The sequence below is a fragment of the Microbacterium sp. LWH12-1.2 genome (assembly GCF_040675825.1).
Taxonomy (GTDB): domain Bacteria; phylum Actinomycetota; class Actinomycetes; order Actinomycetales; family Microbacteriaceae; genus Microbacterium.
Genome location: NZ_JBEGIJ010000001.1, coordinates 3,694,937 through 3,716,838 on the forward strand (window position 1 = coordinate 3,694,937; position 21,902 = coordinate 3,716,838).

Annotated in this window: 15 protein-coding genes and 1 pseudogene; 10 read left to right on the plus strand and 6 right to left on the minus strand. The window is 64.0% G+C overall.

Going from position 1 to position 21,902, the window contains the following annotated elements:
* Window positions 1-136 precede the first annotated feature (136 nt).
* The 6 genes and pseudogenes from MRBLWH12_RS17560 to MRBLWH12_RS17585 form a co-directional block, all read left to right on the plus strand.
* A complete protein-coding gene (locus MRBLWH12_RS17560) occupies window positions 137-2,623 on the plus strand; it encodes an alpha-L-rhamnosidase (RefSeq protein ID WP_363551024.1) in 2,487 nt (828 codons plus the stop codon).
* A gap of 63 nt (window positions 2,624-2,686) precedes the next feature.
* The gene (locus MRBLWH12_RS17565; RefSeq protein WP_363551026.1) at window positions 2,687-4,960 is read left to right on the plus strand and encodes a glycoside hydrolase family 3 N-terminal domain-containing protein; all 2,274 of its coding nucleotides are present in this window, start codon (window positions 2,687-2,689) and stop codon (window positions 4,958-4,960) included.
* Entirely contained in the window at window positions 4,957-5,958 is a 1,002-nt protein-coding gene (locus MRBLWH12_RS17570) for a Gfo/Idh/MocA family protein (RefSeq protein ID WP_363551028.1), read from the plus strand. The genes MRBLWH12_RS17565 and MRBLWH12_RS17570 overlap by 4 nt, the downstream gene beginning before the upstream one ends.
* Before the next feature lie 37 nt (window positions 5,959-5,995).
* A complete protein-coding gene (locus MRBLWH12_RS17575) occupies window positions 5,996-8,521 on the plus strand; it encodes a glycoside hydrolase family 2 TIM barrel-domain containing protein (RefSeq protein ID WP_363551029.1) in 2,526 nt (841 codons plus the stop codon).
* Window positions 8,522-8,532: 11 nt separating this feature from the next.
* A complete protein-coding gene (locus MRBLWH12_RS17580) occupies window positions 8,533-9,306 on the plus strand; it encodes an SDR family NAD(P)-dependent oxidoreductase (protein WP_363551030.1) in 774 nt (257 codons plus the stop codon).
* A gap of 21 nt (window positions 9,307-9,327) precedes the next feature.
* A pseudogene (locus MRBLWH12_RS17585) lies at window positions 9,328-9,429 on the plus strand (heat-shock protein HtpX); the annotation flags it as partial.
* A gap of 56 nt (window positions 9,430-9,485) precedes the next feature.
* Here the strand turns inward: MRBLWH12_RS17585 and MRBLWH12_RS17590 are convergent.
* Window positions 9,486-9,878, minus strand: a complete 393-nt coding sequence (locus MRBLWH12_RS17590; protein ID WP_363551031.1) for a hypothetical protein — start codon at window positions 9,876-9,878, stop codon at window positions 9,486-9,488.
* A 554-nt stretch (window positions 9,879-10,432) separates the two neighbouring features.
* Between MRBLWH12_RS17590 and MRBLWH12_RS17595 the strand changes: the two genes are divergently transcribed.
* The 4 genes from MRBLWH12_RS17595 (at window position 10,433) to MRBLWH12_RS17610 (ending at window position 15,681) form a co-directional block, all read left to right on the plus strand.
* Window positions 10,433-11,329: an AAA family ATPase gene (locus MRBLWH12_RS17595; RefSeq protein WP_363551032.1), complete on the plus strand. Its 897-nt coding sequence runs from the start codon at window positions 10,433-10,435 to the stop codon at window positions 11,327-11,329.
* A 19-nt stretch (window positions 11,330-11,348) separates the two neighbouring features.
* Window positions 11,349-13,805: a S8 family peptidase gene (locus MRBLWH12_RS17600; protein ID WP_363551033.1), complete on the plus strand. Its 2,457-nt coding sequence runs from the start codon at window positions 11,349-11,351 to the stop codon at window positions 13,803-13,805.
* A gap of 516 nt (window positions 13,806-14,321) precedes the next feature.
* On the plus strand, window positions 14,322-14,525 hold the full coding sequence (locus MRBLWH12_RS17605) for a hypothetical protein (protein ID WP_363551034.1): 204 nt from the start codon (window positions 14,322-14,324) through the stop codon (window positions 14,523-14,525).
* 88 nt (window positions 14,526-14,613) lie between these two features.
* Window positions 14,614-15,681 (plus strand): hypothetical protein, encoded by a 1,068-nt coding sequence (locus tag MRBLWH12_RS17610; protein WP_363551036.1) that lies wholly within the window; start codon window positions 14,614-14,616, stop codon window positions 15,679-15,681.
* 38 nt (window positions 15,682-15,719) lie between these two features.
* On the opposite strand, the gene MRBLWH12_RS17615 is transcribed toward MRBLWH12_RS17610, so the two are convergent.
* From MRBLWH12_RS17615 to MRBLWH12_RS17635, 5 genes are all read right to left on the minus strand, one after another.
* Window positions 15,720-17,249: an SIR2 family protein gene (locus tag MRBLWH12_RS17615; RefSeq protein WP_363551038.1), complete on the minus strand. Its 1,530-nt coding sequence runs from the start codon at window positions 17,247-17,249 to the stop codon at window positions 15,720-15,722.
* 313 nt (window positions 17,250-17,562) lie between these two features.
* Complete coding sequence (locus tag MRBLWH12_RS17620) at window positions 17,563-18,333, minus strand: SDR family NAD(P)-dependent oxidoreductase (RefSeq protein ID WP_363551040.1); 771 nt, start codon at window positions 18,331-18,333, stop codon at window positions 17,563-17,565.
* Window positions 18,333-19,145, minus strand: coding sequence for an SDR family NAD(P)-dependent oxidoreductase (locus MRBLWH12_RS17625; RefSeq protein ID WP_363551042.1), 813 nt, complete (start codon window positions 19,143-19,145; stop codon window positions 18,333-18,335). Before MRBLWH12_RS17625 ends, MRBLWH12_RS17620 begins: the two co-directional genes overlap by 1 nt.
* Window positions 19,142-20,551, minus strand: a complete 1,410-nt coding sequence (locus tag MRBLWH12_RS17630; protein ID WP_363551044.1) for an aldehyde dehydrogenase family protein — start codon at window positions 20,549-20,551, stop codon at window positions 19,142-19,144. The genes MRBLWH12_RS17625 and MRBLWH12_RS17630 overlap by 4 nt, the downstream gene beginning before the upstream one ends.
* Window positions 20,548-21,900: a flavin monoamine oxidase family protein gene (locus MRBLWH12_RS17635; RefSeq protein ID WP_363551045.1), complete on the minus strand. Its 1,353-nt coding sequence runs from the start codon at window positions 21,898-21,900 to the stop codon at window positions 20,548-20,550. Before MRBLWH12_RS17635 ends, MRBLWH12_RS17630 begins: the two co-directional genes overlap by 4 nt.
* Window positions 21,901-21,902 lie beyond the last annotated feature (2 nt).

Sequence of the window (21,902 nt, forward strand, 5' to 3'; positions counted from 1 at the left end):
AGTCTGTGGGATTGACTTGTGCGCGCTAGCACTCATGTTATGGTGGATGACAGCTAGCTCGCGCTAGTACTTCTCAGACAATGGAGTCTCGACAGCACTCCTGTCGAAGCTCTCCCTTACAAGGAGCGCCGATCCGATGCCCGAAACCCGATCCGCACGTTTCGTCAGCCCGCCTTTTGTGCAGGGGACCGTGGGTGAGCGTGCCGCGTATCTCCGCAAGGAGTTCGTCGCGCCGAGCGTCCCCCGTCGTGCCATTCTCAGGTCGACCGCCGTAGGACTCATCGAACCGCACCTCAATGGTTCCGTGGTGGGGGACGAGGTCCTCGCTCCCGGATGGACCTCGTATCGACACCGCCTCATCGTGAGCACTCACGACGTCACCGACAAGATCACCGCTGGTGCGAACGTCGTCGGAGCGGTGCTGGGAGAGGGATGGGCCGTCGGCCGGCTGGGTTGGGAAGATCGACGTAACCATTACTCTGACCGCCCGGCGGCGTGGTTCGAGCTCGAACTCGAGTATGCCGACGGAACTCGCGACATCGTCATCAGTGACCCGTCGACAACAGCTTCCATCGGCGGGGTCGGCGCGAACAGCATCTACGACGGTGAGCGGTACGACGCCCGCGAAGAACCGGACGGATGGGACAGCCCCGGCTTTGTCGACGACGGCTGGGTGCCGGTCGAGGCATTCGACTGGCCGCTCGACGCACTCGCCGAGCCCATCGCCCCGCCGATCCGACGGATCGAAGAGCTGGCACCGACGCAGGTTCTTCGCACGCCTTCTGGCAAGCTCGTCGTCGACTTCGGACAGAACATCTCCGGCTGGGTCCGTTTCACCGTGCACGGCGAGACAGGATCCACAATCACCCTGCGTCACGCAGAAGTCATGGTCGACGGCGAGATCGAAGTCGAGACGCTGCGCACAGCCGCGGCCATGGACCAGTATGTGCTCCGTGGTGGCGCACCTGAGACGTGGGAGCCGCGATTCACGTTCCACGGCTTCCGCTACGTCGAAGTGGAGGGTTGGCCCGGAGAACTCACGGATGACGCTATCCGAGCGGTCGTCGTCCACTCCGACATGACGCGGACCGGATGGTTGACGACGTCGAATCCGCAGCTCAACCAGCTACACTCCAACGCCGTCTGGTCCATGCGTGACAACTTCGTCGGTATCCCGACCGACTGCCCACAGCGCGACGAGCGTCTCGGTTGGACCGGGGACATCAACGCTTTTGCCCCCACGGCCGCCTTCCTCTATGACGTCCGCGGAGTGCTCGGATCCTGGTTGAAGGACCTTGCCATCGAGCAGCAGGAGAAGGGCTTCGTCCCCTGGGTCGTGCCGGATGTCCTGTCGACCCCCTCCTCGCCGACCGCTCTCTGGAGTGACGTCGCGGTGAGCCTTCCGTGGGCGTTGTACCGCGAGTACGGTGACGAGAAGATCCTTGAGGATGCGTACGAGTCGATGAGCACGTTCATCCGCCAGGTCGCCGACCTCCTCGATGACGACGGGCTGTGGAGCACCGGTTTCCAGTACGGCGACTGGCTCGACCCCGATGCCGCCGACGACAACCCCGCAGGCGGTAAGACTGACCGTCACCTCGTCGCGGGCGCGTACCTGTGCCGAACGACCCGTGAAATGGCTGACACCGCGCTCATCCTCGGGCACGACGACGACGCAGCGGAGTTCGAGGCGCTCGCAGCGAAAGTGTGCGATGCCTTCCGCCGCGAGTATGTGAGCCCCAATGGGCGCCTGGTCAACGAGACTGCGACCGCGTACGCGCTCGCGATCTGCTTCGGGATTCTCGATGAGACACAGCTCCAGCACGCGGGAGACCGGCTGGCCGCAGTCGTCGCGCAGGCGGGATACCGCATCTCGACCGGGTTCGCTGGTACGCCGCTGGTCACGGATGCTCTGACCTCCACCGGGCACCTCGACGAGGCTTACCTCCTTCTCCTTGAGACGAAGGCGCCATCCTTCCTCTACCCGGTGACCATGGGTGCGACGACAATCTGGGAGCGGTGGGACTCCGTCCGCCCGGACGGAACAATCAACCCATCGGGGATGACCTCGCTGAACCACTACGCACTGGGTGCAGTGGTCGACTGGATGCATCGCACCATTGGTGGCCTTGGGGCGATAACCCCGGGTTACCGCCGCATGCGGATCGCGCCTCAGCCCGGTGGCAACCTCGCCTTCGCCGACCTGACCCACCTCACGGTCCACGGCGAGGTGCGTATTGCTTGGCGGCTGGAGGGTGGGCAGGTTTCTCTGGACGTGGCCATCCCTGAGTGCACCACGGCGGAAGTCGCTCTGCCGCTGCATCCCGATTCTGCGCTCGTAGAGATCGGCGGAGGTGAACACTCGTGGCAGTACAACGTCGCACAGGTCGCAGAGCGCGCCCCGCTGAGCTTGGACTCCACCCTCCGCGAGGTCTCTGACGACCCGGCCGGGTGGCACCGCTTCACCGAAGTTTTCGCCCGCCACTATCCGGGGGTCCCCTTGGACGGCAAGGCACCGGAGGCCGCCGGGATGTCCATCCGCACAATGCTCGACTACGTGCCTGGTGCATCTGCTCAGCTGCGAGACGAGTTGCAGAGCGCTCTTGAAGGATCGTCCCGCTGAGCTCTGCACGCGGCGCCAACCCATAGATCACTACTGCTGTCTCACGATTCCACGGAGGAACCGATGACTGTCTTGCCCTATCGAGACCCGAACCTGCCCGTCGACGAACGCGTCGAGGACCTCTTGTCGCGACTCACCGTCGAGGAGAAGGCCGGCCAGCTCACGCAATACTTCTATACGGGTGACGGTCAGCCGATCCCCGATGACTTCGACATCGACTCGCTTCCCCCGGAACACCGAATCCATGTCGAGCTCCCCGCGCTCATTGAAGCCGCCATCCGCTCCGGTCGTGCTGGCTCGCTCCTGTTCCTGCGGGACCCTGCGCTGAGCAACAAGCTGCAGAAGTACGCCGTGGAAGAGTCGCGGCTCGGCATCCCGCTCCTATTCGGCTTCGATGTCGTCCACGGGTGGCGAACGATCTTCCCCGCACCGATCGCCCTTGCCGCGACGTGGTCAGAGCAGGCCGTGGAAGCCGCGCAGGCGGCTGCGGCGCGGGAAGCGCGGGCGGCGGGTGTGCATTGGACCTTCGCCCCGATGATTGACATCGCCAGGGATCCTCGATGGGGTCGCATCATCGAGGGTGCAGGTGAGGACCCGGTGCTAGCCTCTGCGATGGCGGCAGCTCAAGTCCGCGGCTTCCAGGGTGATTTCGGTGCCGACCGTCTGTTGGCAGGACCCAAGCACTTCGTCGGTTACGGCGCATCCCGGGGTGGTCGCGACTACGACGACGCCGAGGTATCGGACAACGAGCTGTGGAATGTCTACATCCCGCCGTTCCGCGCAGCGATAGATGCTGGCGCGGGGAACGTCATGAGTGCATATATGGACCTCAACGGGGTGCCCGCAGCGGCGAGCCGGACGCTACTGACCGACATCCTTCGAGACCAGCTCGGTTTCGATGGCTTCGTCGTCTCGGACGCCAACGCCGTGCGCTCGCTCGCCGTTCAACACTTTGCAGAGGATCAGACCGATGCAGCTGCTCGTGCCCTCGAAGCTGGCCTTGACATGGAGATGTGCATGTACGAGCCGGCATTCGACAACCTCCCGCAAGCCGTTGCCGAGGGCAGAGTGGACGAGATCGTGCTCGACGCCGCAGTGCGGCGAGTGCTGACCGCAAAATTCCGGCTCGGCCTGTTCGAGAATCCTTACGCGAATGAGGCGGGCACCGCGGCTGCTATCAACGACCCCGAGAACCGCACTCTCGCTCGGTCGGTGGCGGAGGCGTCCATTGTCCTTCTCAAAAATGACAATGGCGTGTTGCCTCTCGATACCTCTGCTGTCGGACGGGTCGCCGTCATCGGGCAGCTCGCAGACAGTAAGCGAGATCTTCTCGGGCCGTGGGTGTTCGACCACGACACGGATGAGACCGTCACCATCGTCGATGGGCTGCGCGACGCATTCGGTTTCGATGGCGTCACCTACGAACCCGGCGCCGGCATCCCTGAGCGCGTGCACCCATCCATGTTCGATGTGATGGACACCACCGTGGAGCGCACTCCCGAGGGATACGACGACGACGCCGCAATCGACCGTGCGGTCGCCCTCGCCGAAGTCTCCGACATCGCCATCGTCGTCGTCGGACAGCGACAGAATCAGATCGGCGAAAAGTCGTCGACAAGCACCCTCGACCTGCCGGGGCGGCAGCTCGAGCAACTCCAGCGCATCCACGCCACCGGCACGAAGGTCATCGTGGTCGTCGTCTCCGGACGTCCGCTGGACCTCCGGTGGGCTGACGAACATGTCCCGGCAATCGTGCAGGCGTGGTACCCGGGATCCCGTGCGGGAGAGGCTCTAGCGTCAGTGCTCGTGGGGACGACGAGCCCAGCCGGGCGTCTGCCGTTCACATGGCCGCGGCACGTCGGACAGGTTCCGCTCGTCTACGCACACAATCGCACCTTCCTCCCGGAAGAACGGGATGCGCGCTATTTCGAAGAGCCGAACGCCCCGCTCTACCCCTTCGGATACGGTCTTTCGTACTCGACCTTCGAGTACAGGGCGATCAGCGTCGAACAATCAGAGATCGCGCGAGGCGAATCGACGACGGTCGGCGTCACGGTGACCAACACCGGCAATCGTGATGCGGATGAAGTCGCCCAGCTCTACATTCATCAGCGATACGGGACATCCACCCGTCCCGTACGAGAGCTGAAAGGCTTCCGCCGCATCTCGCTCGCGGCTGGCGAATCTCTTCGACTGGAGTTCGAACTCGGGCCAGACCAGCTCCAATACTGGAGTGCCGTCACGTCGTCGACGATCCAGGACACCACGACGTTCGACGTGGCAATCGGTGGCGACTCCACCGCGCCGTTCACGGAAACGCTCACGGTGACACCATGACCGACCGACCTGCCGCATTCGGATGGGCCTTCGTCGGAGCGGGAACCGTCTCGCATTCGGTTGCCGCCGATCTGAGCCATGTCGATGGCGCGCGGCGGGTCGGAGTCTGGTCACGGGACAGCGGAAAGGCCAGATCATTCGCCTCCATGCACCACTTCGAACGAGCCTTCGACTCGATTGAGGATGTGCTGGCCGCGCCGGACGTAAACATCGTCTACATCGCCACACCACACGCAACCCACGCCCGACTGGCCATCGCGTCCCTCGATGCAGGGAAACACGTGCTCGTAGAAAAGCCGCTCGGCGTCAACGCCGATGAGGCTCGAGCCATCGCGAGTGCAGCGGAAGCGAATGGTCGTTTCGCCATGGAGGCGATGTGGATGAAGTTTGCTCCCGCATACATCGCTTTGCTTGAGGAAGCGGGGGAGGGGACGCTCGGAGACGTCCGCGGGGTGCGTGCTGCTTTCGGCCTGCCTTTCGGGCCCCCAGGTTCGGAACGTTGGAGTAGCGAACTGCGCAGCAGCACCCTTCTCGACCAAGCCATCTATGCCGTGACACTCGCCCGGGACTTCCTAGGCGAGCCGCTGCGAGTCACCAGCGGAGCAACCGTGAGATCTGACGACGTGGATCTCACCGTTCACGCAACGCTCGAATACGACGGCGGGCGATTCGCGCAGCTCGCAGCGTCGATGGTGACCTACCTGGAGCCCACCGCTGCGGTGAGTGGGACGAACGGGTGGGCGACGTTCGCCCCACCCTTCTGGGCGACAGAACAGTACCGCATACATTCAGGCGACCTCGGCGAGGCATTCGGAGAACCCGCGGATCGGACCTTCCCGCAACAGGGATTTGGATACGTGCCGATGCTCCGCGCAGTCCACCAGGCGTTGTCCGATGGCACCGTTCAACACCCGCGCCACCCACTCTCGGACAGCACCGCCGTGCTGGAGACGCTGGACGCCATCCGCTCCGGATGGTCAGTCACGGCAACCACCTGAGAGCCCTTTTCTCGACCCTTCTCATCGAAAGACAACAATGAGCCGTTCACCTCTTAACGCCAACTGGACGTACCGCCCGAAGACCAGCATCTTCGCTGACGCGCACGGACAATCATCGCCCGGTGTGCCGGTCCACCTGCCGCACGACGCGATCATCTCGCTCGAGCGTCATGCTGACGCTCCCAGTGGCGCGGCGGGCGCATTCTTCCCGGGCGGTGCTTTCGAGTATCGCACCACCCTCGACGTGCCACTCGATTGGCAGGACAAACACGTCGCTCTCGAGTTCGAGGGCGTCTATCGCGACGCGATGATCTACGTGAATGGCGCCTTCGTCGCCCAACGCCCCAACGGGTACGCCGCATTCATCGTCTCTCTCGACGGATACTTGGAACACGGTGCGGAGAACACCATCCGAGTCGACGCCCGCACCCACGCGGACTCCCGCTGGTACACAGGCGCAGGCATCTATCGCGAAGTCCATCTCTGGGTCAGCGAACGAGTGCACATCCCCGAACAGGGAGGTGTGCAGATCACGACGCCTGACATTGATGAGGAACGAGCGGTGGTCAATGTTGTCACCCGGGTGTCCAACACCGGCATCGCGACTCGCACCGCCACCATCACCACAGAGATCCTTGACCCTCAGGGGCGTGTGGTCGGCGTCGAGACGAGTCCCGTGACCACGCTCCCGCAGACAGAAGCGACTGTCAGGCAACGTCTCTACGTCGCGGCGCCCGAGAGGTGGAGCGTCGATCACCCGGCGCTGTACACCGCCCGCACGACGCTTGACGGCATCTCCGAGATGCCTGAGACCCGCAACACCACGTTCGGCATCCGCACGCTGCAACTCGATCCCGCTCATGGTCTGCGCATCAACGGGGAACCTGTGAAGCTGCGCGGTGCATGCATCCACCACGACAACGGCATCCTCGGGGCAGCTACCTACGCGGATGCGGAGGAGCGTCGCGTCATCCTTCTCAAAGCCGCAGGATTCAACGCGATTCGTAACAGCCACAACCCCATGAGTGTTGCCATGCTCGACGCGTGCGACCGCCACGGCGTACTCGTCATGGACGAGACGTTCGACATGTGGGCCGAATCGAAGTCACCCTTCGACTACTCACTGTCCTTCCCCGAGTGGTGGGAGAGGGATGTCGAGGCGATGGTGGCCACGGACTTCAATCATCCCAGTGTGATCATCTACTCGATTGGTAACGAGATCCCGGAGACCGGCAATGCAATCGCGAGCCAATGGGGACGGAGGCTTGCCGAGAAGGTGCGTGAGCTGGACGACTCACGCTACGTGACCAATGGCATCAACGGTTTCGTGTCCGCGCTGAGCGAGATTTCCGAGATGATTGAGGCCGCCACCGAAGACGCGGCGGAGCCGAGCGAGACCGCGGAGGCGGAAGCTGACGGTGGAGTGAACGCCCTCATGGGCAGTACTGAAGACTTCATGGACTGGGTGGCAACGTCTCCACTGGTCACCGCAGCGACGGCAGAATCGTTTGCAGTCCTTGACATCGTCGGCTTGAACTACGGCGACGCCCGCTACGAGATGGACGGTCGAGAACACCCCAATCGCCTCGTGATTGGGACAGAAACGTTCCCGTCGCGCATCGACCGCAACTGGAAACTCGTCACTGAAAATCCGCACGTGCTCGGCGACTTCACGTGGTCCGGGTGGGACTACCTTGGCGAAGTCGGGGTCGGCCGCGTGAAGTACGAAGGCGAGCCCGACGCGTTCGACGGTGAGTTCCCGTGGCTCACGTCCTGGTCCGCAGACCTCGACATCACCGGGCACCGCCGCCCGATGTCGTATTACCGCGAGACCGTCTTCGGTCTCCGCTCCGAGCCGTACATCGCCGTGCGGCGACCATCGAACCACGGGCGGGCGTTCACGCTCGGACAGTGGAGTTGGACTGACGCGGTCTCCAGCTGGAGCTGGAACATCGAAGACGGCTTCCCCATGAGCCTCGAGGTGTACAGCGACGCGGACGAGATCAGGCTCGAACTCAACGGCCGTACGGTCGCCACGGAACATGTCGGTGCTCATCGTGCGTTCGTCGCCGACTTCGAGATTCCCTTCGAATCCGGAACTCTCGAGGCAATCGCCCTCAGGGACGGCGAAGAAGTCAGCCGCTCCATCCTGGAATCGGCTGCTGACGAAGCGCTCCTCGATGTCCGACTCGACAAGACCACCGCAGAGCTTCGAGACGGAACCCTCTTCTTCGCCGAGATCGAACTTCGTGACGCCGGCGGAAACCTGATCAACGACGCCGACCGGCCGGCCACGGTGACGGTGACAGGGGCAGGGTCACTGACTGCCCTTGGGAGCGGCCGACCCCGCACCATCGAGCGATTCGACCAAAACACTCACGGTACGTACGACGGCCGTGTGCTCGCGGTCATTCGCCCCGATCGCGCGGGCGCGATCGAGGTCACCGTCTCCGCCGAGGGCACCCCCGACGTCGTTGTGCTAGCGATGGTGCGCGAGCATGCTCCTTCCTCAGTATCGGATCCCAACTTGCTGCCCACATCCTCCGAATCGATCCCCGTATGAATGGAGCATGAATGACTGCCCGACTCGCCGACAAGATCATCATCGTCACTGGTGCTGCCTCAGGCATCGGACGAGGCACCGCCCTCCGTCTGCTCGACGAAGGAGCGAGCGTCGCTGCACTCGACCTGCGCGAAGAGGACCTCGCCCACCTCATCGAGGCCGCACCGGAAGACGCGCGCTCGCGACTCCTCATCCACCGCGTCGACATCGCGGACGAGGAGTCTGTCAGCACCGCGGTCGCGGCCGTCGTCTCTCACTTCGGGCGACTCGACGCGATCGTGAACGCCGCCGGCATCCTCTATGGGGATCACACTCATGAGATGACCCTCGACCGCTGGAACCGCCTGGTTCAGGTGAACTTGACCGGCACGTTCCTCATGGTGCGCGAAAGCCTTCCCCACCTGTTGACGACGACGAACGGTGTCATCATCAACTTCGCGTCCACCTCGGCGTTCTTCGCGCACCCCTACATGGCCGCCTACGCCGCGACAAAGGGGGCGATCGCGTCATTCACTCACTCCGTCGCTCTCGAGTACGCCAGGCAGGGACTTCGCGCAGTCAACATCGTTCCCGGAGGGATCACTAGCGGGATCACCAACACGACCCCGCAAAACCTGCCTGCTGACACGGACTGGAGCTTGCTCGAGCACCTAGGCGCACCGCTGAACGACGGACGAATGGGCAGGCCTGAAGACGTTGCAGGAGTCATCGCCATGCTGATCTCGGACGATGGTGCCTTCATCACCGGAACGGAGATCAGGATTGACGGCGGCGCGCACACCTAGACGCCTCGGATGTCATCCGGTCAGGCCTCGGACGTCGTCATCACGATGGGATGCGGTGACGCCTGCCCGTTCTTCCCTGGCAATCGAGACGAGGACTGGAAGCTCGACGACCCTGTCGACCAGGATTGAGTAGTTGGTGAGCAAGCGGGTCTGAAGACCGCTCAGAACCAACTGAAGCTTCAGCGGTTTTGATCAGTGCGCTCGAGGACGGCGGCGATTCTCTCGACGTCCTCGAGCGTGAGACCCACGTGCTTGTTCGGCCGCACGACGAACGAGGGAACGTCGGTCATTCCCGTAAGTCGTCGTGCGGCGTCGTCTGGCGCACGGTCGTCCGCCCAGGCGACGGCGGCGGGCTCCACGTCGCGCACGTATGAGATGAGGCTCTGGAGTCGCCAGCCCTGTTTCGGCCAGTTCTGCCAGGTCACGTAGGAGCCTGAAAGTTTGCCGCGAAGGGGTTCCTGGATGAGCCAAGCGACTTTATCGTGAGGCCACGTTGTCAGCCACGCAACGTCAACCTCGGTGCGCTCGTCGAGCGCGTCGAGCGCATCGACGACGTCATCGTCAACGCTCATCCACGAACGCCATCCTGGCTCGTTCTGGTTTACCGACGGGTGATGTGCCACTAGCCCCTCACGACGAGGATCTTGTGCTGCGCCCCCACGCGACCCCGCGTCCTTCCCTCTAGACGGCGCGGTCTCGTGCGCAGGAAGCACCAGGGAGCAAACCCCTGCACCTGGCGCCGGGCGCGGCTCGCGTCCCCAGAATCACCGATGAAGTCCCGTCAGGCAGCCCTTGTGTCCACTCTTCTACCGGAAATGTCCGGGACTGCGTCTAGGCTGTCCACATGGAGCACTTCCCGATTGTCACATCACTTGTCCGCGTCGCACTGGGGAACGACTCCGAGCGTCTGAACCACCAGGTGAAACGACTGGTCAGCGCGCTCGTTGCCGACGGTGATAGCACGCAGGCGGCGGCTCTCACCAAGCTCCTCAACCAGCGCACTCGAAGCACAGAAGTCGCGCCCAGCCGGCTCACACAGAGCGTGCACGCGACTGCACCCACGACCAGTCTCGAGGCGCTGACCGCCCAGACGGCCGTCCCCGTCGACAAGGACTCGTCCGCTCCGTTGGCGACCGTCATCATGCCCGACGACATTGTGTCGACGTTGCCGTTGTTCCCCAACGCTGTGCAGGGCAACGTCGATGCGTTGCTGATGGAGTGGATGAACGCCGACCGTATCCGTGCAGCGGGGCTCTCCCCGTCGCCGTCGCTGCTCGTCTACGGCGCCCCGGGAACGGGCAAGACCAGCCTTGCGCTGTGGCTCGCGCAACAACTGGGCCGCCCCGTCGTGCTGGCGCGCCTGGACGGACTCATTAGCTCGTTCCTCGGCACGACAGCCCGCAATCTGGGAACCCTGTTCGCGTTCGCGAACCGGTACGACTGCGTGCTCGTCCTGGACGAATTCGATGCCATCGCGAAGGTGCGCGACGACCCCAACGAGGTCGGGGAGATCAAACGAGTGGTCAATGCCCTGCTCCAGAACATGGACGTGCGCGTGGGTCTGGGAGTCACGATCGCACTCACCAATCACGAGGCACTGCTGGATCCGGCGATCTGGCGTCGATTTGAAGTGCAACTGGCAATTCCGAAACCAGCGTTCGAGCAGCGAGTGCAGATCGCATTGCGTTCCCTGGACGACGCCGGCGAGAACGCGCGTGCAGAAGCCCACCTGCTGTCGTGGGTGGCGGAAGGTTTGTCAGGCGCGGAGCTTCGCACATTGGCAACCAAGTACCGCAAGCGACGACTGTTCCTCGAGGCGGCGGCGGTCCCGCCAGCTGTGACAGTCGCACAGGTGGCCGAGTCCACCTCCGTCCATATCCGCGATGACGTCCTCGACACCCTGCGTCTCGATGAGGCGAGACAAATGCGCCCGCTCCACGCGGCGGGGCTCAGCTACACGGATCTGGCCTACCTGTTCAGCGTCAGTACGAAGACCGTGCAACGTCGCGTGACGGAGGAGTAACCCCATGGCAAACGCGCCCGTGCAGCTCGTGCTCAACAACGATGCCCTCCGCGACGAACGCAAGCGCACACCACCCGTCGACAACGGCACCGACTTCTTCGACGGCAACAACACCGGCTTCGCCACTCACCGCGACACCCTCGCCAACGCCGCGAAAGCGATCCGGGCATCGTTGGTCCAGGAGCCGGCGTTCAACGGCCTCGGGCATGTGAAGGTCACCATGCAGCGGGACGCGATCGCGAAATCTCACCGACCGCAAACGAAACTGTTCCGCAGCCGATGGGCACCGCAGGTGGGAACAGACGGTGTTGGGGAGCCCATCTTCGCCGTGACCCCCGAGTCACTGGACAAGGTCATCGCGGCCATCGAGGCCGCAGAGACAGTGGTGATCGACAAGACCAACACCAAGACCGGCGAAGTCAAAGCGAGCCCGAGCCGAAACCGGTGCGAGGTGTCCTCCATCGAGTCGGTGACCCTCTGGTCCGAGGCTGACCGCCGCGAATTCAGCGCCGTCGAGGCAGTCGCATGGTTGCAACGGGCCGGCGCCGGCAGCGGCTACCTCATCACGTGCTTCCCGTTTGCATCCGCCCCGGACATCCCGAGCATCGCCGCCGGCGAGGCCCTTGCCCGCATGGCCCTGGATGCCGCCGCCACCGGTGACGGGCTGGGATTACGGCTGCTGCCCGACAACGGTCGATTCGGTCGCACGCTTTCGCTCACAGTTTCCCCCACGCGGGCCGCCATCGAGTCCTCCGCCGGTAATGCACTGAGCAGCGCAGAGACCCACGAAGCGATCCTGCGGACTTTGGGAACGAACCCCATCGTTCGATCCATCGAGCTTCCGCCCATCGTCTCCGGCGAACGTGGCGCGAGCGCGACGCTCAACGATCCCGCACCGGAGCACTTCTTCGAGATCCCGGAGGTCGAGCCGCTGACGAAAGTGGGTGTCATCGACGGTGGTGTTGCACCGTACCTCGACGGGTGGGTCGGGGACCGGTGGGGCATCCTCACGGACGACGACCGCGACACCGATCACGGCACCTTCATTTCTGGGCTTCTTATCGCGGAGAAGCGGATGAATCCCTCCTTCCCCCAGGACCAACAACACGGGTGCGTCATCTACGACATCGACGTGTTGCCCGCAGACCCCGGCGATACCGGCATCCCTTTCAGTGGCTACTACCCCGGCGGGATCGCACAGTTTTTCGACGAGATCGAAGCGGCCGTCGAGGCGTACAGGCGTGACCACGGTGTGCGCGTGTTCAACCTCAGCATCAACGTCCGCACGCCGCGCACCTCCCAGACGTACGGGTGGACGGCGGAACGCCTGGATCATATCGCCCGAACCCACGACGTCATCTTCGTCATCTCCGCGGGCAACCTCGACTCCGCTGACATCCGCCCCGAATGGCACACAAGCCCGGCAACCGCACTCGCCTCCCTCGCCGCTGACACCGCAGGGTTCCTCGCCGAGCCCGGAGAAAGCCTCCAGAACGTGTCCGTGAGCGCCCTGAATCCGCCGAAGATGGACGGGCAGGTCCCGCTCGCGCTGGCGCGATACAGCCGCCGCGGTCCCGGCCTCCGGGGGGCAACGAAACCCGACTTCGCACACATTGGTGGCTCCGGCACAGCCCTCGCCGACGGCAACCGCGGAATGCTTTCCGTGGACGGCACCGGATCCCTGGTCACCGGGTGCGGGACCAGCTACGCCGCCCCACTCGTTGCGCGCCGACTCGCCGACCTGGACGCCCTCATCGAGGGCGACGTCTCTCGGGAAGTGCTCCTGGCCCTGATGGTGCACTTCGCCAACACTCCCACGCTCTTCACCCACAAGACCCTCCTGCCCGCCGCACAGCACCTCATCGGCTTTGGCATGCCCGTCACCGCCGAGAAAATGCTCCAGCGCGACGACTCGGAAATCACCCTGGTCGTCAGCAGCGTCATCCGCCCCAAAGAAGACAACTGGTTCGAGTTTCGGTGGCCCGACGCCCTCGTCGAGGACGGCCGATGTAGCGGCAAAGCACGGCTGACACTCGTCGCCCGCCCACCCATCGCCTACGAGCACGGGGATGAGCGCGTACGAGCCAACATCGATGCACACCTGAAACAGCGACAAAAAGATGGAAAGTTCGCCACCCGGCTCAAACGAGTCAACGCGGCACCGAGCCCGGACAAGACACACAAGAACGAACGTGACTTACTGCTCGAGTCCATGAAATGGCAACTGGTCAAGTCATTCGAGACGACGACAATGCGCGGGCGCGGACCATCCGCCGACTGGCGCTTCCAAGTCGACTACCTTGAGCGCACAGAAGAGCCGCTGCCGGTCGACGGGATCCCATACGCAGCTGTACTCACCATCGCTGATCCCAAGCGCCAGGCGCCGGTCTTCACCCAAATGCGTCGGAATCTCAACGCTGTCGGCGTGCGCACCGACGACCTCCGTACGAGCATCCGGACCCGAGCAACCACCTGAGTGTCGGGCAGAAGACTGCCGCCGCTCATTTCCGCGCGGGCGAGGCATTTGGATCATCGTCACGCGCGGACACGCCCATATCGAGAGCGCAGCAACTAACGGGAACGGTCCGCACGCGCTTGAGTGGGTGAACGCGGGCTGAAGGGGTTCGGTGCCATAGTGTCGCGATATGCGGATCGTCATCTCGGGGACCCACGCGAGCGGAAAGAGCACATTGATTGCGGATCTCGCGCTCCGCCACCCCGAGTTAACGGTGTTGCCCGATCCATTCGATCTCATGGATGAGACGTGTGACAGCCCGAACGCCGCCTCGTCCGCCGCGCAGGTTCGGATCTCGGCCGACCGACTCGATCCACTTGAGGGCCCGAGAACCTCATCGCCGAGCGCTGCCCCATCGACTTTCTCGCGTATCTGCTGGCGCTCGAAGAGCCGACAGGACCATCCATCGCCTGACACTTCCTCGAGCGCTCGACACAGATCACTCGGGAGGCGCTGTGCCACGTCGACCTGCTCGTAGTGCTGCCGCTCACCACGTCCGACCCTGTCGAGGTCGGCACCGACGAGCACCTGGAGCTTCGAGACGCCATGAACGACATCCTGCTCGATCTCCTCGGTGACTCCGACCTCATCGGCCAGCGCCCGAAGGTCGCCGAGATCACGGGCGACCGGGACAGCCGACTGAGAGCTCTCGAGGCTCTGTCCATCCGAAAAACCGACTGACCCTTCGCAGTAGTATCCACAACGAGCACGCTCACGACCACGGCCGCCGATCGGACCTCGAGGCAGGCCGTGCTACTAAGGGAGTCGCATGTTGACGATCAATCCGCAGGGGTTGAATCTGACTGAGGATCAGGCTTTTCGCCTCGATGCTGAGTTCTTTCGGTCCTCTCCGCTCGAGTATTTCGTGCCTCGCATTGAGCAGCTGCTGCTGGCCGGCGATCGTGAGCCGGAGCATGACGGTGAGGCCATGCAGTCTTTCCGGAGCCGTCTAGGTCTGCCCCCGGAGGAGCCGGACCCGCTTGAGACGAGTGATAGTGCTCGCGATCGTCAACGAGCAGTTGATGCGATCTCGGTGCGTCACCACGCTGCTGAGACGCTCCTGCGCTTGCTCTATGCACTGTCGGTTGCGGCTCCCAGGGAGGGCGATGCGGCGTCGGTGTGGGTAGGTATCGCTGATAGTCCGATCTCGATGAAAGAGGTGGCCGAGGCTGTGGCGGCGCGATTGAATGCTGACGAGCCGCCGTCGTTTCCGGAGCTGTTCCTCCCCCTCGGCGTTGAGGTGGAGGACAACCTGCAGCGAGCACTTGACGTCGCGGTGGCGTGGACGAATCATGCCATCGGGTTGTTGACGCGTGACGAGTTGGCTGTGAACAGCGGCTTCAATAAGGTCAAGCATGGCCTGGCGGTCAGCACGCGTGACGACGTCCGCGTCGACGTCATGCGGGTACCCGTGCTGGCTGGGGACGGAACGATCCCGCTGAGTGCGTTCGAGTCCTCCGCGCCTCTCTTTGATCGGCCCTTGCTGACGTTCCTATATCGTCCAAACCGGCGGGCTCACCTCGAGACGGCCTCGTTGAGGGTCGATGCGGAAACGACTCTCGTCGAGGCATGGATGTTCTCCGTTGTGGCCGGTGCCGTGTTCGCCGTGGCAGGTCGCCGTCGGTTCCCGGAAAGCGACGATCTGGCGGCATTTCCCATATTGCCGCTCGGTCCGACCCCCGACCATCTTCTCGAGGAGTCGGTGCTCGGTAGTCGTGCTCCGATCACCGAGCCGACGATCCCGGGGCGCGCGTCTGGCGTGTTCTTTCACGGTTCGTTCCAGCCGATCCAGTTCGACTTCGAGAATCTATCGGCGGTCGTGGTCACCGAAGGGTGATCTCGGCGTCCGGGCTCCTAACTGTGTCGGGGAGGGCGTCAAAGCGGTACGTCCACCTTTGTCTGGAGTTCGGAGGCGAGCGTTCGGCCCTCGATCTCGAGCGTGAGCGTCTCGTACCGTTGCGTCGGCCAGATTCGGAGCGTGATCCTCTCGCCTGCCGGCCATGAGTTCACTCTCGACGGGACGCCGTCGTAGGACGTCACACGGGACAAATCGCTGCCTTCGAACTCGGGCGTCACGCGCCCGGCATTGGCTCGGAATCCCACGTGGGACAGATGCCGACCGCCGTGCTCGATTTCGACGAAGATCGCCCCATTGTCCGCGACTACCGCGCCGACGTCCGCGATGACGATGGTGTCCGCGACGAGCTTCTCCGTCGAAAGCGCGGAGGGGAGCTGGGCCCGCGCGCCGCCCTGATACCCGAAGACCCGCTGGGGGCGCTCGGTGAGATTGTGCCGCCACGATCCGCCGTACTCGCTGACGAGCTGGCCAAAGAACGACCCGGGTTCGGGATAAGACCAAGTCGGCTCGATGACCCCGACGGTCCGCGTCTCGGATCGGAGCATCCAATTGCGGATGACGTGGTTGACGTGCGCGTCCGCGAAGCGGTAGCCCACGATCACGAGATGGTCTGCGCGCTCGATCGCTTCCTCTGCGGCGTGAAGCAGTTCGAGGGTCGGACCGTCGGTCGCAAGCTTCTCCCGGTCGCCAACCACGATCCAGGGCTGCTCGACCGCTCCCTCCGCAACTTTGAGTCGCGTCGAGGACTGCCCGTGCGCCTCCAACTCCCAGTCGAGAGAACCATGAATTTTGTGGAGGCGGAGTTTTTGCGCGACGACATCGAACCCGATCCGCTCGCGGGGCCAATCGCCAACTCCTCGTTCAATTGGCACCGAACGCTCGCTCGCGGCTTGCTCAACCGCGAGGTCGTAATTGAGTGTCACGACGTCGAGCCCTTCCGGCTGTGCCAGGGCGAGATCGACAAGCGGGTAAAGGTAGTCGACGGGCTTTTGTATCCGGAGAAGAGTGCCGAGCAAGCGCAGTACCTGCACGTCAGCAGTGCTGTAGTCGCCGCGACGCACCGGCCTTTTGGCTCCGTCGGCGAACTCCGCGATGAAGTATCCGATGTTCTCGATCGCGTTCTTCCTACTAGCTGCGCCGCGCCCGCCGCGATCGCTCCCGTCTAAGCCCAGCGCTTGCGACAGGTTTCGGACGAACCGATCTGAGTTCCACTTGTCCGCATGGACTCGCCCCTCCGGTAGAACCGGGTCGCGCCACGAACTGACGAACGGCGCCGCCTCGTGGCCGTCCCGTCCGCGAAGAAGGCGCAGCGCGGAGATCAAACGCTCGATATTGACCGCCCCGATCGGGTTGCTGCCGTCTCTCGCCGCGTAGCTGAACATCGCCGCGTGGGCGAAGTTGATCGCCTTGACCCAAGGTTCGCGGACCTCTGACGGCTGATTGACCGATGCCAACACTTGCTCCGTTAGGTCGGCAGTGAGCGGTATGCCAGCGTCGAACGACGCACCCGCGCCGAGCAGCACCGCAACTCTTCGGGTCTCTGTCACGATGACCATTCTCTCGCTTTCCGGCTAACAAATTGAGTTGGCGACCCGCACTCTGATTCGAGTTGCTAGTGAGGTCCGGCGCGCGCGAGTGAAGTGGGCGCGAAAAAATGACAAGTCGCGTGAGACAAAACGGCGAATCAGCCGATCAGTCTTCACCCGGATTTCCGCGGTTCGTGCGTCTCATGTCGTGACAGCTCCCGTGAGATCGGACAGTCGCATCTGTTGTCGATCTTCCGCACACAGCTTCCGTTCTTCGGTAGACGGCTCCGGTGTGCGTCCATCAGAAGCGCAGGCGAATCTCTGGATCAGTGCGTCAGCTCACGAAACCGAGTTCGCCTAGCGCCGAGCGAGATGCATACCCGAAGTCTGATACCAGTGTCGTGGCGTTGATCGGTGCGCTTGCTGGTGACGCGAGAAAGAGGACGTGGCGGGCGAGCTGTGAAGCCTTCATGACCGGCAGCCCAGTGCCCTCGAAACCGTGTTCGACTCGGCCAAGGTCGGCTCGGGACATCGGGGTGTCGACGATTCCGGGGCAGAGTGCATTGACTCGGACGCCCGGGTGGTCAACAGCGATCGATTTAGCAAGCATTACGACCGCCGCTTTCGACGTGCTGTATGCCGCCATGCCCTCAAAGGCAACCAATGCCGCATCGGACGCGACCATGACGATCGTGCCTACCTCACTCTTCTCCAGGTGTGGCATCGTGTGCTTGGCCATCAGGTAATTTCCGCGCACGTTGATCGCGAGGACCCGATCGAAGTCGGCTGCGTCTGTCTCCGCTAGTTTTACGCCTACGGGACCTGAGATGCCGGCGCAGCCGATCAGGATGTCGAGTCCGCGGTGATGCGCGATCATGTCCGCGACCGCTGAGCTGACCTTGTTCTCGTCCGTGATATCCACCACGTGCGAAGTGACTGACTTCCCATTGCGAACGAGCTCGGCTGCCACCGTTGCTACTCGTGGATCTTGGTCGAATATCGCGACGCTCACGCCCTCGTCAGCCAGAGCTGTCACGCACGCCTGACCGATGCCGGATGCGCCTCCGGTGACGACAGCAACCCGCCCATCGATGTCGAGGTCCACTACGCCCTCGCCTTTTCGAATGCGAGTGTCGGCAGATCGACGATGTGCGCCCCTCCGTCGACTACCAGCGTCGCACCGGTCATGTACGCCGACTCGTCTGAGCCGAGGAACCGCACGGCAGCCGCGATGTCTGCGGGCTCTGCTACCCGGCGCAGTGGCAGGTCGGTCGTCACTAGGGCGTACGCCTCTTCGCGGTCGGCGAGTTCGAGATGCTCGACGAGTTCATCCATCTCTTCGTCCGCCAGCGGCGTGCGGACCCATCCGGGACAGATAGCGTTCACGCGGATGCCTGAAGATCCGTAGTCCCGTGCGAGAGACCTCGTCAACCCGATGACGGCATGTTTGGCTGTCACGTATCCCGCCATGGCAGGACCGGCGAATAGCCCCGAGAGTGACGAGATCATCACGATGCGACCGCGTGACCGTGCTAATACGGGAAGGAACTCCCGCGAGATCGTGAATGCGGTGGTCAGATTGGCGTGCATGGAAGCTGCCCAGTCGGCATCGTCGGTGTTCTCGACCGTCGCGAACCCGCCGCCGCCGGCATTGCACACGAGGGTGTCGACTCGCCCGTACGTCGCGATGATCGTGGCGACGGCAGCCTTCACCGATACCGCATCGCCGGCGTCGGCGACGATCGGCAGACCACCCGTGCGTTGAGCGACCTCCTGGAGGGGACCAGCACGCCGGCCCAGTAGCACGACACGGGCTCCTTCGGCGGCGAATCTGTCGGCGATGGCGGCGCCGATTCCGGTGCCGCCACCTGTGATGACGACGACATGGTTCTCGACGCTGGCACCGGCGAACGTCATCGGCTGATGACCTTCGGTGCGGCGACGGCTTTCAAGCCTGCAGCACCGAACTCCTGTCCGTAGCCGGAGGCCTTGGTACCTCCGAACGGCACCTGCGGGTTGAGTGCGCCGTGCTGGTTGATCCACACCGTTCCGGCCTGGAGTCGGTGGGCTACCGCGAGAGCCGCCTCGGGGTCGTCGGACCAGACGGACGCCCCGAGACCCTGCTCGCTGGCGTTCGCGCGAGCGATGGCGTCGTCGATGTCGGTGTAGCGGATGACCGGGATGGCGGGACCGAACTGCTCCTCATCGACGAGTGACGTGCCGTCGGTGATGTCGGCGACAACGGTCGGCTGGTAGAACAGCGGTCCGAGATCGGTCGCTGCCTCGCCGCCCGCCACGATTCTGGCTCCGGCTGCACGGGCCTCATCGACGAGACGCAGGACGATGTCGAACTGGTTCTGGTTCTGCAGCGGGCCGAGCACATTCGTCTCGTCGAGGCCGTGGCCCATCGGCATCGTGCGCGCGAGGTGTGCGAGTGCATCGACGGTCTCGTCATAGATGGAGTCGTGCACATAGAGACGCTTCAGGGCCGCGCAGGTCTGCCCCGTGTTGATGAAGCATCCCCAGAACAGATCCTCCGCGTGCGCGGCGATGTTCGTTCCAGGCAGGACGATGCCGGCGTCGTTGCCACCGAGCTCGAGAGTGAGCCGCGCGAGGTTGTTCGCTGACGCCTCGACGATTTTGCGTCCGGTCGGAGTGGAACCGGTGAACATGATCTTGTCCACACCGGGATGGGCGGCGAGAGTGGAACCGATCTCGCGGTCGCCCGTCACGGCGGTGAGGACGCCGCCCGGGAGGTGCCGGTTGAAGATCTCGACGAGCGCGAGCACACTGAGCGGGGTGAAACCGCTGGGCTTCACGACGACGGCGTTGCCCATGCGCAGAGACGGTGCGATCTGCCAGACCGAGATCATCATCGGCCAGTTCCAGGGACCGATGGCGCCGACGACGCCAAGAGCACCATAGTAAACGTCCGCCCGCGCGGCCCCCGCCTCGAACACGACCTCCGGCTCCAGGACGGTGTCGGCGGCGTTGCGGGTCCACACCGCGCAGGCGCCGACCTCGAAGCGCGCGTTAGGACCGTTGAGCGGCTTTCCCTGCTCCCGGGACAGGAGCACGGCGAGTTCTTCGGCGTTGGCCTCGAGGTCGTCGGCGATGGCATGCAGGATACGGCTGCGTTCCGCGTGACCGAGTGCTTCCCATGCCGGCTGAGCGGTTCGGGCCGCCGCGATGGCCTCCTCGAGGTCTGCGAGGGTGTGGACGGGCGCGTGACCGATGGTCTCACGGGTCGCGGCGTCTGGGATCGCTCGGCCGACGGACTCCGGCACGGTGATGGCGTCGAGGATGCTGGTTGCGGTGTTCATGATGACTCCTGATCGTGTGAGGTCGAGGTCGACGCCGGAGCGGCGGCGGGCCAGGACGGCTGGAGATTGAGGATGCTGCGCGCTGCGGTGAGACCGCTTTCGATGGCCCCGTCGATGAATCCGCCCCATCCGTCGGCGAAGTCTGAGCCCGCGAAAACGATCCGTCCGTGCGGTGTTCGGAGGGCGGGTAACCCGGTCTTCAGGTAGCCGGCGCGGTGCATCGGCCACGTCTCACCGGAGAGCGGATCGCTCGTCCAGTCGTGTCCGGCGACGTCGGTGACGGTGAGGCCATCCACGAGCCGGTCGACGGCATGTTGCACGGCCGACCGGTCGCTGGCATCGATGGCATGAGCGTCGGGACCGAATCCGATGACGATCGTGCGCCCGTCGACGTGATACTCCGATTGTAGGAAGTTCAGGGGTGCGTCGTGCTCCCCGAACGCGACGAAGTGCGGTTGCTCGCCCTCGACCGAGAACCAGATCTTCGTTCCGAGTCCGACTTGTCCGATGTCGAGCGTGCGCACGGTATCGACGGGGAGCTCCGGCTCGAACCGGATGCGTCCGAGCGCGTGCAGTGGCGCTGTCACGATCACTGATGCGGTGCTGACAGAGGAGCCATCCGCGAGGCCGACGATCAGACCGTCAGGACGATCTGTGACCGAGGCGACGTCGGCACCGAGCCGAAGATCAGCGTTCGTATCCGAGAGGATCGCCTCCACGAGCGCGCGCGTACCTCCGGCGATCTTGTAGCTCGCGCACGCCTCGAACAGCACGCGCCAGTCGCCGTTCGCCACCGCCAGCCATCGCAGTGCCTGCGTGTACGCGGCGTCGTCGAGTCGTCCGTTGAAGTTCAATGCCCAGAAGGACCGAAGAAGTGCGCGCTGTTCCTCGTCGAGGTCCAGCGCATCGAGACGGTCGATCAGTAGCGCGTCGTCCAGGAGTGCGCCCTGCTCCGACTGGAGAGGCGAGAAGGGTTGAGGGAAGACTTCCCGTGCTACGCGCCCGAGTTCCTGGTTCGGCTCGTCGAGCAGGTCGAGGAGGGCATCGGGTGTGATGGGCGCGGGACGGCCATCGACCGGCCGCCACGCCGCCACCGGCTCAGGACTGGGAATCAGTCCGAGCCCGTATCGGTGCAGCTCCGCCCAGACGAAGGGCTGGATCCAGTGGACCCACGTGCCGCCCAGCTCGATGTCGAGGCCGAGGCGTCGGTCGAGCCATGTGCGCCCGCCGATGCGGTCCCGCGCCTCGAGGATGAGTACGCGTTTACCGCTCCACGTGAGCTCACGGGCGGCTGTGAGACCCGCGAAACCAGCTCCCACGACGACGACGTCGTAGTCCTGCGCTGTCATGA

Coding starts and splice junctions, on each gene's coding strand:
- MRBLWH12_RS17580 (WP_363551030.1), top strand. CDS start 8,533: ATGACTGCCCGACTCGCCGACAAGATCATCATCGTCACTGGTGCTGCC.
- MRBLWH12_RS17590 (WP_363551031.1), bottom strand. CDS start 9,878: ATGAGCGTTGACGATGACGTCGTCGATGCGCTCGACGCGCTCGACGAG.
- MRBLWH12_RS17575 (WP_363551029.1), top strand. CDS start 5,996: ATGAGCCGTTCACCTCTTAACGCCAACTGGACGTACCGCCCGAAGACC.
- MRBLWH12_RS17610 (WP_363551036.1), top strand. CDS start 14,614: ATGTTGACGATCAATCCGCAGGGGTTGAATCTGACTGAGGATCAGGCT.
- MRBLWH12_RS17625 (WP_363551042.1), bottom strand. CDS start 19,145: ATGACGTTCGCCGGTGCCAGCGTCGAGAACCATGTCGTCGTCATCACA.
- MRBLWH12_RS17560 (WP_363551024.1), top strand. CDS start 137: ATGCCCGAAACCCGATCCGCACGTTTCGTCAGCCCGCCTTTTGTGCAG.
- MRBLWH12_RS17630 (WP_363551044.1), bottom strand. CDS start 20,551: ATGAACACCGCAACCAGCATCCTCGACGCCATCACCGTGCCGGAGTCC.
- MRBLWH12_RS17635 (WP_363551045.1), bottom strand. CDS start 21,900: ATGACAGCGCAGGACTACGACGTCGTCGTCGTGGGAGCTGGTTTCGCG.
- MRBLWH12_RS17570 (WP_363551028.1), top strand. CDS start 4,957: ATGACCGACCGACCTGCCGCATTCGGATGGGCCTTCGTCGGAGCGGGA.
- MRBLWH12_RS17565 (WP_363551026.1), top strand. CDS start 2,687: ATGACTGTCTTGCCCTATCGAGACCCGAACCTGCCCGTCGACGAACGC.